The sequence below is a fragment of the Clostridium sp. AF37-5 genome, assembly GCF_003477605.1.
GTDB lineage: Bacteria > Bacillota > Clostridia > Lachnospirales > Lachnospiraceae > Eubacterium_F.
The window spans coordinates 17,261-30,015 of record NZ_QUDR01000028.1 but is presented as its reverse complement, the minus strand read 5'-3'; the positions used below and the strand labels follow the sequence as shown (position 1 = coordinate 30,015).

At 43.8% G+C, this 12,755-nt stretch carries 13 protein-coding genes; 12 read left to right on the top strand and 1 reads right to left on the bottom strand.

Features of this window, described 5'->3' with window-relative positions; translation table 11 throughout:
* The first annotated feature begins 55 nt into the window (after positions 1–55).
* The gene (locus DW019_RS13605) at positions 56–691 is read left to right on the top strand and encodes an HD-GYP domain-containing protein (protein WP_118443925.1); all 636 of its coding nucleotides are present in this window, start codon (positions 56–58) and stop codon (positions 689–691) included.
* Here DW019_RS13605 and DW019_RS13600 read toward each other — a convergent pair.
* Positions 642–1,475 carry a MerR family transcriptional regulator gene (locus DW019_RS13600; RefSeq protein ID WP_181974985.1) on the bottom strand — a complete coding sequence of 278 codons (834 nt, stop codon included), beginning with the start codon at positions 1,473–1,475 and terminating at the stop codon, positions 642–644. The genes DW019_RS13605 and DW019_RS13600 overlap by 50 nt on opposite strands.
* 229 nt (positions 1,476–1,704) lie before the next feature.
* Here DW019_RS13600 and DW019_RS13595 point away from each other — a divergent pair, with 229 nt between their 5' ends.
* From DW019_RS13595 to DW019_RS13545, 11 genes are all read left to right on the top strand, one after another.
* A complete protein-coding gene (locus DW019_RS13595; RefSeq protein WP_022377510.1) occupies positions 1,705–2,025 on the top strand; it encodes a (2Fe-2S)-binding protein in 321 nt (106 codons plus the stop codon).
* Entirely contained in the window at positions 2,026–3,597 is a 1,572-nt protein-coding gene (locus DW019_RS13590) for an FAD-dependent oxidoreductase (protein ID WP_117478826.1), read from the top strand.
* 48 nt (positions 3,598–3,645) lie between these two features.
* Complete coding sequence (locus DW019_RS13585) at positions 3,646–3,975, top strand: (2Fe-2S)-binding protein (protein ID WP_022377512.1); 330 nt, start codon at positions 3,646–3,648, stop codon at positions 3,973–3,975.
* Entirely contained in the window at positions 3,972–5,108 is a 1,137-nt protein-coding gene (locus DW019_RS13580) for an FAD-binding oxidoreductase (RefSeq protein WP_118443924.1), read from the top strand. Before DW019_RS13585 ends, DW019_RS13580 begins: the two co-directional genes overlap by 4 nt.
* A 30-nt stretch (positions 5,109–5,138) precedes the next feature.
* Positions 5,139–6,329 carry a tyramine oxidase subunit B gene (locus tag DW019_RS13575; RefSeq protein WP_242989388.1) on the top strand — a complete coding sequence of 397 codons (1,191 nt, stop codon included), beginning with the start codon at positions 5,139–5,141 and terminating at the stop codon, positions 6,327–6,329.
* Between the two features lie 30 nt (positions 6,330–6,359).
* Positions 6,360–7,880 (top strand): Na+/H+ antiporter NhaC family protein, encoded by a 1,521-nt coding sequence (locus tag DW019_RS13570; RefSeq protein WP_118443923.1) that lies wholly within the window; start codon positions 6,360–6,362, stop codon positions 7,878–7,880.
* A 23-nt stretch (positions 7,881–7,903) separates the two neighbouring features.
* The gene (locus DW019_RS13565) at positions 7,904–9,070 is read left to right on the top strand and encodes an iron-containing alcohol dehydrogenase (protein ID WP_118443922.1); all 1,167 of its coding nucleotides are present in this window, start codon (positions 7,904–7,906) and stop codon (positions 9,068–9,070) included.
* A 167-nt stretch (positions 9,071–9,237) separates the two neighbouring features.
* Positions 9,238–10,341 (top strand): spermidine/putrescine ABC transporter substrate-binding protein, encoded by a 1,104-nt coding sequence (locus tag DW019_RS13560; RefSeq protein WP_182431152.1) that lies wholly within the window; start codon positions 9,238–9,240, stop codon positions 10,339–10,341.
* A gap of 12 nt (positions 10,342–10,353) precedes the next feature.
* Positions 10,354–10,695: a P-II family nitrogen regulator gene (locus DW019_RS13555; protein ID WP_022377518.1), complete on the top strand. Its 342-nt coding sequence runs from the start codon at positions 10,354–10,356 to the stop codon at positions 10,693–10,695.
* Between the two features lie 34 nt (positions 10,696–10,729).
* Positions 10,730–11,863, top strand: coding sequence for an ABC transporter ATP-binding protein (locus tag DW019_RS13550; RefSeq protein WP_118443920.1), 1,134 nt, complete (start codon positions 10,730–10,732; stop codon positions 11,861–11,863).
* Positions 11,850–12,752 carry an ABC transporter permease gene (locus DW019_RS13545; protein ID WP_181974983.1) on the top strand — a complete coding sequence of 301 codons (903 nt, stop codon included), beginning with the start codon at positions 11,850–11,852 and terminating at the stop codon, positions 12,750–12,752. Before DW019_RS13550 ends, DW019_RS13545 begins: the two co-directional genes overlap by 14 nt.
* Positions 12,753–12,755: the final 3 nt, after the last annotated feature.

The following is a 12,755-nucleotide window of genomic DNA, read 5'->3' as shown; positions in this document are numbered from 1 at the left end:
TCCCATGAAACACGGAACCTGAAAAAAGTGCCAATGATTACTTGACACAAACTACATGATACAGGAACTTGACAGGTTAAATATTGATGCCTACCATGAAATTGTGGAGTGCATAACAAGTGCATTAGATGCCAGAGACCCTTACACGGCAGGACACTCGGAGCGGGTCGGTGACTTGGCTCAGATGATATGCGGCGAGATGGGGATTACCGGGGAATGCCAAAACGATATTCATGTGGCGGCGCATTTACATGATATAGGAAAAATTGGAATCCCGGATGCCGTGTTAAATAAACCGGAGCGGCTGACGGATGAAGAATGGGAGATTATGAAAGAGCATCCGGCGATTGGAGCCGAGATTTTGAGTAAATCCAGTATGCTTTCAGGGCTGATTGATATTGTGCTTCATCACCATGAGCGGTTTGATGGAAAAGGATACCCGGATGGATTGAAAGGGGCAGAAATTTCGGTGGGAGCACGAATTATTGCGATTTGTGATTCCATTGATGCGATGACTTCAACAAGACGTTACCGCAAGGCGCTTGGATTTGATATCTGTTATCAGGAAATAGAAAAGAATTTAGGAAAAATGTATGATCCGGTAATTGGCAGATTTGTACTGGACAATTGGGATAAAGTGATTACTGTTTTGCAAAAGGATGAGAACTCACCGGAAGTTCTAATTCAATGACATATTCGCTTTCGCGGTTCGTCTCATAACTGTCGATGTGGCAAAGTTCCATCGGGTGGCCGGTGACGGTTAAGTGATGTTCTTTCGCATAGGCATAGAGAGAAGGCATCAACTGTTTGGTCTGCTTCAAGGAGCCGTGGTAGTACAGACACAGATACTCGCCGGCAGGGAGAAACGTGTCCGTCTTCGTTTTTGTGCTGTCAGTCAAAAAGAAAACATTTTCCGTGCGGTAGTAATCGGAGTCTGGATTTGATTTTTCTAAATCCAGCGTGTAACAGTCGCAGAAACCGATGGTATCTAATTTAATCCGGTTCTTTTTCATATATTGAACCATTGTGTAGTCGACATAAGCGTCCGGCAGATTTTCCGTGGAAATCATGGCAATCGGGCGTTTTTTGAATGTCTTTAATTGAATGGAAGTGTCCGATGACTCATTCTGCACGGCTTGCAAAGACTGAATCCGGCTGACAATCTGCTCCTTTTTCTTTTGAAGAACTTCCATCTTTTCCTTTATAATAGAAAGCTCCGTATCTAACATTTCCATTGTGGTGGAAATATTTCTATTCTTTAAGAACTCGCTAATCTGCTCTTTGTGAAAATCAAGTCCCAGCAGTTCACGAATCATCACCAAGGTCTGGAAATCATCCAGAGAATATTCCCGGTATCCGTTATTTTCATTTCGTGTCGGGCAGATTAATCCCTTTTTTTCATAATAACGAATCGAATCGACACTGATATTAAATAAATTTGATAATTCTCCGATGTGAAATGTGCTGTTTGCCATGATCATTCCTCCTAAAAAAGGCGCTATTTCATAGAAACAGCGCCGTTGCAAGTGCCTTTATTTTAGCAAAGATGAAAAAAAATGTCAAATTTTCAAAAAAAGCCCTTGACCCTAGTATGGTTCTAGGGTTTATACTTCCCGTAAAGAGTCAATGGTGACCGCGTTTGGTGCCAGTGGCTCTTTTGTTGTTTCTAAATCAATTTGAATTTTGGAAAGTGAGGATTACGGTATGGAAAAGAGAATTGAAAATCATCCGATTTTAGGGGAATCTCCAAAAGGAAAATTAGTGAAATTCTCATATGACGGAACAACGTTGGAAGGGTATGAGGGAGAGCCGATTGCAGCAGCTCTTCGCGTAGCAGGTGTGATGGCACATCGTTACACAGCAAAACGCCATGAACCACGAGGCGTCTTTTGTGCGATTGGACGCTGTACCGACTGCGTTATGGTAGTTGATGGAAAGCCAAATGTGAGAACCTGCATCACCCCGTTGAAAGAGGGAATGGTAGTAGAAACCCAGTATGGAGCAAGTGCAAAGGAGGAAGCGTAAATGAAAAGATATGATTTGATTGTAATTGGAGCAGGACCAGCCGGATTGTCCGCAGCAACCGAAGCAGCAAAACATGGATTGCATCCTCTGGTACTTGATGAAAATGAAAAACCGGGCGGACAGTTATTTAAGCAGATTCATAAGTTCTTTGGCTCAAAGGAGCACAAAGCAAAAATCCGCGGATTTAAAATAGGAGAAGAACTTCTCGCTGAGGCAGAAAAGTACGGCGTTGAAGTTATGTTAAATGCAACGGTAATCGGTTTGTATCCGGAAAAAGAAATCACGGTGCGAATCGGAGATGAAGTAAAACATATGAAAGGGGATGCCATTTTAGTGGCAACCGGAGCCAGTGAAAACATGGTAACGTTCCCCGGTTGGACGTTGCCTGGTGTAATCGGAGCAGGTGCAGCGCAGACGATGATGAACCTTCATCACATCAAAGCCGGAGAAAAGATTCTGATGCTTGGAACCGGTAACGTAGGATTGGTTGTCAGCTTCCAGTTAATGCAGGCTGGATGCGAAGTGGTTGCCCTCGTTGATGCAGCACCGAGAGTTGGCGGATACGGGGTACACGCTGCGAAAGTAGCAAGACTCGGGGTGCCATTTTATCTGTCACATACCATTGTGAAAGCGGAAGGTGAAGACCGTGTAACGGGTGTTACAATTGCAGAGGTCGATAAAAACTTCCAGTTCATTGAAGGAACGGAAAAACATTTCGATGTAGACACCATTTGTATGGCAGTTGGTTTGTCACCGATGTCACAGTTACTCAAACAGGCAGGCTGCGAAATGAACGACACACCGGGTGGTTATGTACCGGTTTGTGACATCCTTGGTGCAACCAGTGTACCGGGTATTTACGCCGCTGGTGATGTATCCGGAATCGAGGAAGCAAGTTCAGCAATGATTGAAGGTCGTATTTCAGGAGCTGTCATTTCTGAGTATCTGGGTTACATGACAAAAGAAGAAAGAGAAGCCCGCGTAAGCGAATTGGAATCCGCACTGGAAGCTCTTCGTCAGGGAATGTTTGCTCCGAAAAACCGAGGCAAAAAAATCGAGAAAACAGAAGAGGGCATTGATATTTCCGAAAACCTTCTCGCAAAAGGTTATGTAGCAGATGATGAGATTGAACGGTATCCGGGCGTTACCCATGCAGTCGGTGTTCATCCGGTTATGGAGTGTACGCAGAACATTCCGTGTAACCCATGTCAGGATGCCTGTGCGAAAGGATGTATTTCCATCGGCGATAACATTACATCGCTGCCGGTTGTTGTGCCGGGTTCCAAATGTATTGGATGTGGTATGTGCGTTGCTTCCTGTTCCGGTCAGGCAATCTTCTTAGTCGATGAGGAAACGGAGCCCGGATTTGGTACCGTCACTCTTCCTTACGAATTTCTTCCGCTGCCGGAAGCAGGTGAAAAAGGAATTGCGCTCGGACGAGACGGACAGAAAGTGTGCGACTGCGAAGTGGTATCCTGCAAAACTGCCAAAGCATTTGACCACACCAATCTGTTGACAATTAAGGTGCCAAGTGATATGACAATGAAGGCACGCTTCTATAAGAGAGCATAGAAAACGCGAAAATAACGCGCGAGACAGCGCAGAAAAGAGGAAAACGATATGATGGATATTCAGGAAAAATTAAAAGAAATCGGTCCCTTTGTACCTGGCGCAGATGATGATATGCTGATATGCCGATGCGAGGAAGTGACCAAAGGAGAAATTCGAAAAGCCATTCACGAGGGCATTGTGACAATGGAAGAAATGAGACGATATCTGAGAAATGGCATGGGACTCTGTCAGGGACAGACCTGTGGGAAATTAGTAAAAGGAATTATGGCAAGAGAGCTTCACGTAAGACCGACGGATATTGAACCGGCGGTATCAAGAGCTCCGATGAGACCAATTGAGATGAAAGTTTTAGCAAGGGATGGAGGTGACTGCAAATGAAAAAAACAGCAGACGTAATTATTATCGGTGGCGGTATTAACGGTTGTGCAACCGCATATTACCTTGCCAAAAGAGGAATCAAAGATGTTTTAGTATTAGAAGCAGATGACAGTATCGGACACGGTGGTTCATCAAGAAACGGTGGTGGTGTCCGTCAGTCCGGACGTGATGTCAGAGAACTTCCGTATGCGATGTATGCGGTCAACAATATGTGGCCGACACTTTCCGAAGAACTTGGTGTAGACGTTGAGTATTACCAGAGAGGAAACTTGCGTCTCGGTAAAACGGAAGCACATTTGAAAAAACTTGAAACCTTAGCTTCCAATGCCAGAAGCGTAGGACTGGATATGCATGTAATTGACGGCAAAGAAGTCAAAGAAATCTGTCCGCATCTTTCGGATGAAGTCATTGGTGCAAGCTGGTGTCCAACCGACGGTCACGCAAACCCAATGAAAACAACCCTTGCCTTTTATACCCGTTCGCTGGAACTCGGTGCACGTTACATAACCGGAGCAAAGGTAAAAGCAATTGAAAAAGTTAAGGGAAAAGCAAGAAAAGTAATTCTTACAACCGGGGAAGTATTTGAGGGCGAAACCATTATTCTGGCTGCCGGCTACGAGAGCCGTTTTATTGCCCGCACGGTAGGAATTGATGTGCCGATGACAAAATTCTTTGAAGAATGTCTGGTAACGGAAATGCAGCCACATATGTTTGATATCATGTTAGGAACCGCAGATGCCGATTTCTATGGACATCAGTCACAGCATGGTTCATTTGTATTCGGTTCGGATTCCGGTTTGGAAGAATCGATTGATAAATCGTTTGACGATTTGCGCACAACATCGATTACTGCTTCAGCAGGATGCCGCGCGATTATGGGCTACATTCCGAAACTGGCAGATGCCAAAATTGTCCGCACATGGGGCGGCTGGTGTGATTTGTGCTTTGACGGCGTACCGGTTATCGACCGTGTAGATGAAGTTCCGGGACTGATTCTTGCCTGTGGATTTACCGGTCATGGGTTTGGCACCGCACCGGCAGTTGGACTGATGTTGTCCCAGATGGTAGCAGGAGAAGACACAATAGTTGATATTTCTTCCTTAAGCTATGACCGATTTAAGAGTTTGAAATAAACTGAGTGAAAGTCAAAGGAGATGAAAGGCATGAGTGAATTAGAGGCTGTAATTGCAGAAGAAAAAGCCAAATTAGTAGAATCGAAAAAACTCCGTATGCTTTATTTAGATGAAGAGGATATGATTGAGGCAGGAGTTATGGATGCTGCCAAATGCGTTGATGTGATGGAAGAGACAATGGGACTTTTGGAAGACGGCGACTTCATCATGGGCGGTCCGGAGCATAACTCTCACGGAATTATGCTGGAATTTCCGAAAAAATCCGATATTGATGGATTCCCGATTAATGACGGTGCTGACCGACGGTTTATCGCCATGCCGGCGTACTTAGGAGGTAAATTCCATGTCGCAGGCTGTAAATGGTACGGCTCAAACGGAAATAACCGTCCGATGGGAATTCCGCGTTCCAATTTGATGTTTGCCCTAAATGATGTGGAGACCGGAGCACCGCTTGCCTATATGTCAGCGAACTTGTTAAGTTCAATGCGTACCGGGGCAATGCCGGGACTGGCAACCAAACTTTTGGCGAGAGAGGATTCAAAAGTTCTTACGATGTTGGGGGCAGGACCGATTGCGAAAGCTTGTTTCCGTGCCATTATGACAAATGCAAAAAATATTGACACGGTAAAAATTAAGGCAGGTTCTTTAAAATCCAAAACGGCGGCTGCGCTTAAGGAGTTTATTGAAACCCATTATAAACAGGTGAAGGAAGTAATCATCTGTGAGACGTTAGAGGAAGCAGTCCGCGGCTCCGATATTATCAGCGAGTCGGTTTCTGTGAAACCGGGACAGTATCCGACCTACAAAAAAGAATGGTTAAAACCGGGTGTTACCTTGATTGCGACAAGCTTTTTCAACATGGATAAAAAAGAACTCGTTGGCATCCGCAAAGTTGTCGATAACTGGAAGATGTATGAGGAATACGGCATTGAGGATGAAGAGGGCTACGATGAAAATGGAATGCGTAAGGCGACTGGCTGCATGGGTGAGGAGTTCTATTACATGGTAGAGGATGGCCTGATTACGAGAGATTCGATTGACCATTTGGGTGAAATTATCCGCGGCAAAAAGCCGGGGAGAAAGTCCGACGATGAAATTATTTTTGTTGCCATTGAAGGAATGCCGATTGAGGACGTTGCATGGGGTTCTGAAATTTACCGCAATGCCGTCGACCATGGCATTGGCACGCAGTTAAAAATCTGGGATCATTCATCCAGGTAGTAAGTTTTTTATGTGATTGGAGTGATTGATATGGACAGTAAAAACATTTTTAAACGAATTTTTTATTACATGAATCCGAAGCATATCGAGCTGAAAATGGTGAAACTCTGGGCATTTTGGATTGTTTTCTGGGTTGTCTTGTTTTTGGTGCCAAATCAAATGGTGACAGGAAGTTTCTGGATTCTTGTTCCACTGGCAGGGCTGTTTGTATATGCTCTGGTCACAAAAGATGTTATGCAGTCGCTGGTTTTAGGTACATTTTCATGTTACATATTGTGGTATAAAGGTGCCTGTTTTGGCGGATTTATCAATGATTTATATACCGTGCTTGGTGATCCGGAAAATATCGAGATGTATATGTCGTTTTTCCTTTGCGGTGGTTTGATTATAGCCATGAAGCGAACCGGAAGTACAAAGGCGTTTACCGAATTTGTGACAAGCAAGGAAAAGGGAAAAGCGGCTGCCGTTATGGTGACGGCGGGTGTGTATGCCGGTGCGACATCGGTGGATGATTATGTGTCGGCACTGACTGCCGGTGCGGCGTTTTCTCCATTGATTGATGCACTGAAGAAGCCGAGATTGGCGCTTGCCTATATCATTCGTACAATTAGTATCTGTGCTTCGGCGATGCTTCCGTTTGGTGCGTGGGGATACTTTATCATTTACCAGATTGTAGAAGCGGATAATGTTGCGGATAAAGCGCAGGCAACGGATATTTTCATCCAGTCAATTCCGTTTATGTTTTATGCGATTGTTGCCATTGTTCTCGCACTCTTATTTGCGGCGGGTAAAATTCCGATTATCGGACCGATGAAAAAAGCGTACCGGATGATGAAAGAAAAAGGAATTCAGATGGGCGATATTAAAGGGAGTGATGAGGAGGCAGATGCAGACGAAGAAGAGGATTTTGATGAAAATAATGAGAGGACAAAACACGTCAGTGTGTTAAACCTCATTTTGCCGCTTGTCTGTATTGTAATCGCTTTGTTAGCAACGGGGCTTAATTGCTTTACGGCGTTTGCAATTGCAGTTATTTTTACCGGATTTTTATATGTTATGCAGGGCTTACAGACGATTTCCGAGTATGTGCAGTGTATCGTGGACGGTTTTATCGACATGGTTGACATGGTAATTATTCTGATGCTTGGCTATGCGATGCAGGAATGTATGTATGCGATGGGAATGGAAGATTTTGTATCCGCTGTCTGCGGGGCAATTCCGGTTGCCAGTCTTCTGCCGTTTATCTTCTTCGTATTCTTTAGCTGCTCGGAATACTTGTTCAGCTTAAATTATACGTTGTATCAGATTGCGATTCCGGTTATGATGGTAGTATTACCGGGCGTTGGTGCAAATGTTCCGTTGTGCCTTGGTGCAATTATTTCTGCCGGATTATTCGGCGCAAATGCGTGTGTTGTTTCTGACCTAGGCGTTGTTTCGGCGCGAGCATGCCGGGTAACGATATATGACCAGTATCGGACGAGCCAGCCGTATGTGCTGATTGCCGGTGCGATTTCTGCGGCACTTTATTTGGCGGCAGGATTCATTTTCTAACGTTTTGAAAAGGAGTGGATACGATGCAGAATTTTTATTATGATATTCCAACGAAAGTATTTTTTGGTGAGGGACAGATTCAAAATCTGCCAGAGCTTGTCAGTGAATTTGGACAACGTGCCCTTTTGGTATACGGTGGCGGCAGTGTAAAGCGCAGTGGTTTGTATGATACGATTGTGTCGCTGCTAAAAAAGGCAGGAATTACAACGTGGGACCTTGCGGGCGTGGAGCCAAATCCAAGGCTTAGTACGGTGTGCCGTGGTGTGCAAATCTGCCGTGAAAATCAAATTGATGTGGTGATTCCGATTGGCGGCGGCAGTACGATTGACTGTGCGAAGGCGGTTGCAGCGGGATTTTACCATGAGGGAAGTCCGTGGGATTTGGTGCTGGATAACAGTTTGATAACAAAAGCACTCCCGATTATTACGGTGCTTACGCTGGCGGCAACCGGTTCTGAAATGGACGGATTTGCGGTAATTAACAACGAAGAAACTTCGGATAAGCAGGAGATGTGCAGTATTTTGCTGTATCCGAAATATTCTATCATGGACCCGGTTAATACATTTACTGTGCCAAAATACCAGACGGCAGCAGGTACGGCAGATATTATGAGCCATATTTTTGAATTGTATTTTGATGGAACACCGGGAAAATATATGCAGGACCGTGTGATGGAAGGGCTTTTGAAAACGTGTATCCATTTTGGGCCGGTTGCTTGCGAGAAGCCGGATGATTATGAGGCAAGAGCCAATTTGATGTGGACGTCAAGCTGGGCGATTAATGGATTTTTGGCGTGTGGTCTCACGTCCTTGTGGCCGGTGCATGCGATGGAACACCAGCTCTCGGCGGTGTATGATGTTACACATGGACACGGGCTTGCTGTGCTCACTCCGGTGTGGATGCGCTATATTCTAAATGACGATAATGTGGACCGTTTTGTGAATTACGGAGTGAATGTATTTGGTATTTCGCCGGACAAAAAGCCGTATGAAATTGCGGAACTTGCTATTCAAAAGACAGAAGAAGTCTTTGAAAAAATGGGACTGAAACTGTCGATGCAGGACCTTGGAATTACGGACGAAAGCCATTTTGAGAGCATGGCAGAGCGCGCAGCAGATGGACTCGATGAATGCCAGGTTCCGCTCGATAAAGACAAGATTGTAGAAATTTACCGTAAATGTATGAAATGATGAAAATGAAATCGTTACATTTTCACAAAAAATAAAAATTAGCATTGACAGAAAAATAATTTGGTGCTAGTATCGCTTTAAAGTCAACGGAGACTCGTGGAGTTTCCGCTGGCTTTCTTTTTTTGTAACAAGTAAAACTTATCAATCAACGTAAGGAGGGCATGATTATGAAAAAGAAAATGAAGCATTTAATAGCAGTTACGATGTGTCTTGTACTGAGCATAAGCGTTCTTTCGGGATGCGGCAGCAGTTCAGAGAGTACCGGTTCAAAAGAAAAAGCAGACAGCTTAAACATTATGGTCTGGGAAGGAACCTGGTCGGAGGAGATGTTTCAAGACTTCACCAAAGAGACCGGAATTAAAGTCAATATCAGTTACATCGACAATACGGATACTTTGTTGGCGAAGATGATTGAAGGAAGTGCTGATTACGATTTGATTGACTTAGAGGGTGCTTATGTAAAATCCTTTTTGGATGGTGAATTGTTAGCCCCAATTGATAAGAGTAAGGTCAAAAATGTGAAAAATATTCAGGAGAATTTTTTGAAAGAGGGACCAATTGGAGATACCGAAGAAAAATATACGATTCCAAATATGGGATGCAGTTATACAACGATTGTTTATAACAAAGAGACGTGTCCAATCAAAATTACCTCGTTTAAGGATTTGGCTAATCCAAAACTGAAAGGAAAAATTGCGATGGTCAATTCAACGATTTCCCTTTACGGTGAAGCGTTAGCAGCCTGTGGATTTAAGCCGGATTCGACAAACGAAGAAGAGATGAAAAAAGCCAATGAACTTTTGACACAGATTAAAGCAAATGTAAAAGCGTTTGTTGGTGAGAGTGCCGTATCGCAGCTTGAAAATGGTGAGTGTCCGGTAGCGTTTTGCTGGGATTATACAACACTTTGTGTAGACTCCAAAGATAACTGGGATAAATTCGAAGCCGTTGCTTTGAAAGAAGGATGTGAGCGGTTCCAGCAGTATTGGGCGATTCCGGCAGCATCAGAAAAACAGAGTGAAGCAACCGAGTTAATTGATTTTCTGCTTCGTCCGGAAGAAAATGCAAAAAGCAATGCCGAGTATGGCGGTGTGCCAAACTTAAAACAGGACTTGTTAGCACCTCATCTTGACAAAGATTTTTATGAAAGTCCGGCATTGAAAAAAGAGGAAGAGTTATTCCCGATTTCCTGGAGCATTGCTGTAAGTGATGAACAGATTAACTTAATGGATACTTACTACACGGAATTGATGGGAAATGCAGCAGAATAGGAGGATGATACCATGAAAAAGATTGAAGTAATTACAAGACCGGAAAAATTGGTCGGTTTGAAAGAAATATTTGCCACTCACAATTGTCAGGGTATGACGTGCTTATCCGTTATGGGATGTGGACGTCAGAAAGGATATCTGCCGGAGATGAATTTCACCGGTGATGATATCAACCTGCTTCCGAAAATCATGGTTTTCGTCGTTGTGGAGGATGACCAGATTGAGGAAATTTTAGCGGATATTGCGACCGCGATTGGAACCGGTAAAAATGGTGATGGTAAAGTATTCGTTACGGAAGTTTTAGATGCGATGCGTATTCGTACCAATGAACGAGGCGATGACGCACTGATGTAGACCGTTCTTAGAAACAGTCGGAATGGAGGGAACTATGAGTAAACCTATTGTATCTCTTGTAAATGTAGAAAAATGGTATGGAACCAATCATGTGGTAAAGAACATGAATATCAATATTGCCGAAGGGGAATTTCTGACACTGTTAGGACCATCCGGATGTGGAAAGACAACGACACTGCGTATGATTTCCGGTTTTGAACTGCCGACTTCCGGTGTGATTAAAGTCCAGGGGGAGAGCGTAGAGAAAAAAGAGCCGTATCAGCGTGATGTCAACACGGTATTTCAGAATTATGCGTTATTTCCGAATATGAATGTTTTTGACAATGTAGCGTATGGACTTAAGGTGAAAAAAGTTCCGAAAACTGAAATTAAAGAGAGGGTAACGGAAATGCTTAAGCTTGTCCAGCTTGAAGGTTTTGGCAAGCGGCGCATCACTCAGATGTCCGGTGGACAGAAGCAGCGTGTGGCAATTGCAAGGGCACTGATTAACCGCCCGAAAGTATTGCTTTTGGATGAGCCGCTTGGCGCACTTGATTTGAAACTGAGAAAGCAGATGCAGATTGAGTTAAAGCGTTTGCAGAGAAAGCTTGGTATTACCTTTGTTTATGTAACGCATGATCAGGAAGAGGCACTTACGATGAGTGACCGCATTGCGATTATCAATCAGGGTGTTTTGGAACAGGTGGATACAGCATTTGATATTTATGAACATCCAAAGACAAGGTTTGTTGCCGGATTTATCGGCGAATCCAATATCTTTGATGCTGTTGTAATCAGTCAGGATGGCGATACCGTAACCGTAGGTACGGAAGTCGGAAAGGCACAGGCATCCGGCTTTACCGGTGAACTGGCAGCAGGAACTGCCGTTTCGGTATCGGTTCGTCCGGAAAATATGCTGTATTCGAGAGAGCGGGTAGAAGGATTTCATATCAAAGGGGTGGTGAAAGAACATATTTATGTCGGAAACCTGATTAAAACCATTGTTTTACTAAATGATGGAACGGAAGTAAAAATTAATCGATTTTCGATGGATGACCTTCCAAAAGAGGGAGAGATGATTTATCTGTACTGGCATCTGGAAAAGGGAATCGTACTGCCGGAGAAAAATCTGGTAGATACGGATGCTTCCCGTGATATTGAAGGAGGCGATGAGGATGAAGAAGAATAAAGAAGGAACGCAGGTTGCGAAACACAAAGACAAAAAATCGTTTAAGGCGAGACTATCTTCTATTATAATGTGTGCGCCTGTTACAATTTGGTCGGTTCTGTTTGTGCTTGTGCCGGTCGGAATGCTTTTGTTCATGAGTTTTATGACGAAGGGACCGCTTGGAAAAATCGTGTATAAATTTACACTGGATAACTACGCAGAAATTTTTAAACCGGTTTATGTAACGGTTGTGAAACAGTCGCTTTTGATTGCCGTGTGGACGACTGTTCTTACGATTTTACTTGGGTATCCACTAGCTACCGTGATTGCCCACGTGAAGAAAAAGACTTCCGGTGTTCTGACGGTGCTTCTGATGCTTCCTTTATGGGTCAGCGGTTTGGTTATTTTGTATAGTTTTGTTGTTATGTTAAATAATTCCGGTATCATCAATACGGTACTTATGTCACTTGGTATTATCAAAAAGCCGATTGACCTTTTGTATAACAATTTTGCGGTTATCGTCGGTATGATTTATATGTTTCTGCCATTTGCGGTACTGCCTATGTATTCATCGATTGAAAAACTTGATCCGGGTCTGATTGAGGCATCAAAAGATTTGGGAGCGGGACCGATTAAGACTTTTTGCAAAGTGACTCTGCCGCTTACGGCACCGGGAATCTTTGCCGCAGTAATTCTTACATTTATCCCTTGTATCGGATATTATATGGTAACGGATATGCTTGGTGGCGGTACCTCGATGATGGTTGGTAACTTGATTTACCGTCAGTTTACCATCGCGAGAAACTGGCCGTTTGGCGCCGCCCTATCCATTATTCTGGCAGCGATAATTTTGTTAATGGTATTAATCTACACGAAACTTGGTGGAGATTTGGATGATTTGGGGGCTTAGTCT

Coding starts and splice junctions, on each gene's coding strand:
- DW019_RS13585 (WP_022377512.1), top strand. CDS start 3,646: ATGATGGATATTCAGGAAAAATTAAAAGAAATCGGTCCCTTTGTACCT.
- DW019_RS13575 (WP_242989388.1), top strand. CDS start 5,139: ATGAGTGAATTAGAGGCTGTAATTGCAGAAGAAAAAGCCAAATTAGTA.
- DW019_RS13545 (WP_181974983.1), top strand. CDS start 11,850: ATGAAGAAGAATAAAGAAGGAACGCAGGTTGCGAAACACAAAGACAAA.
- DW019_RS13565 (WP_118443922.1), top strand. CDS start 7,904: ATGCAGAATTTTTATTATGATATTCCAACGAAAGTATTTTTTGGTGAG.
- DW019_RS13590 (WP_117478826.1), top strand. CDS start 2,026: ATGAAAAGATATGATTTGATTGTAATTGGAGCAGGACCAGCCGGATTG.
- DW019_RS13555 (WP_022377518.1), top strand. CDS start 10,354: ATGAAAAAGATTGAAGTAATTACAAGACCGGAAAAATTGGTCGGTTTG.
- DW019_RS13560 (WP_182431152.1), top strand. CDS start 9,238: ATGAAAAAGAAAATGAAGCATTTAATAGCAGTTACGATGTGTCTTGTA.
- DW019_RS13595 (WP_022377510.1), top strand. CDS start 1,705: ATGGAAAAGAGAATTGAAAATCATCCGATTTTAGGGGAATCTCCAAAA.
- DW019_RS13605 (WP_118443925.1), top strand. CDS start 56: ATGATACAGGAACTTGACAGGTTAAATATTGATGCCTACCATGAAATT.
- DW019_RS13550 (WP_118443920.1), top strand. CDS start 10,730: ATGAGTAAACCTATTGTATCTCTTGTAAATGTAGAAAAATGGTATGGA.
- DW019_RS13570 (WP_118443923.1), top strand. CDS start 6,360: ATGGACAGTAAAAACATTTTTAAACGAATTTTTTATTACATGAATCCG.
- DW019_RS13580 (WP_118443924.1), top strand. CDS start 3,972: ATGAAAAAAACAGCAGACGTAATTATTATCGGTGGCGGTATTAACGGT.
- DW019_RS13600 (WP_181974985.1), bottom strand. CDS start 1,475: ATGGCAAACAGCACATTTCACATCGGAGAATTATCAAATTTATTTAAT.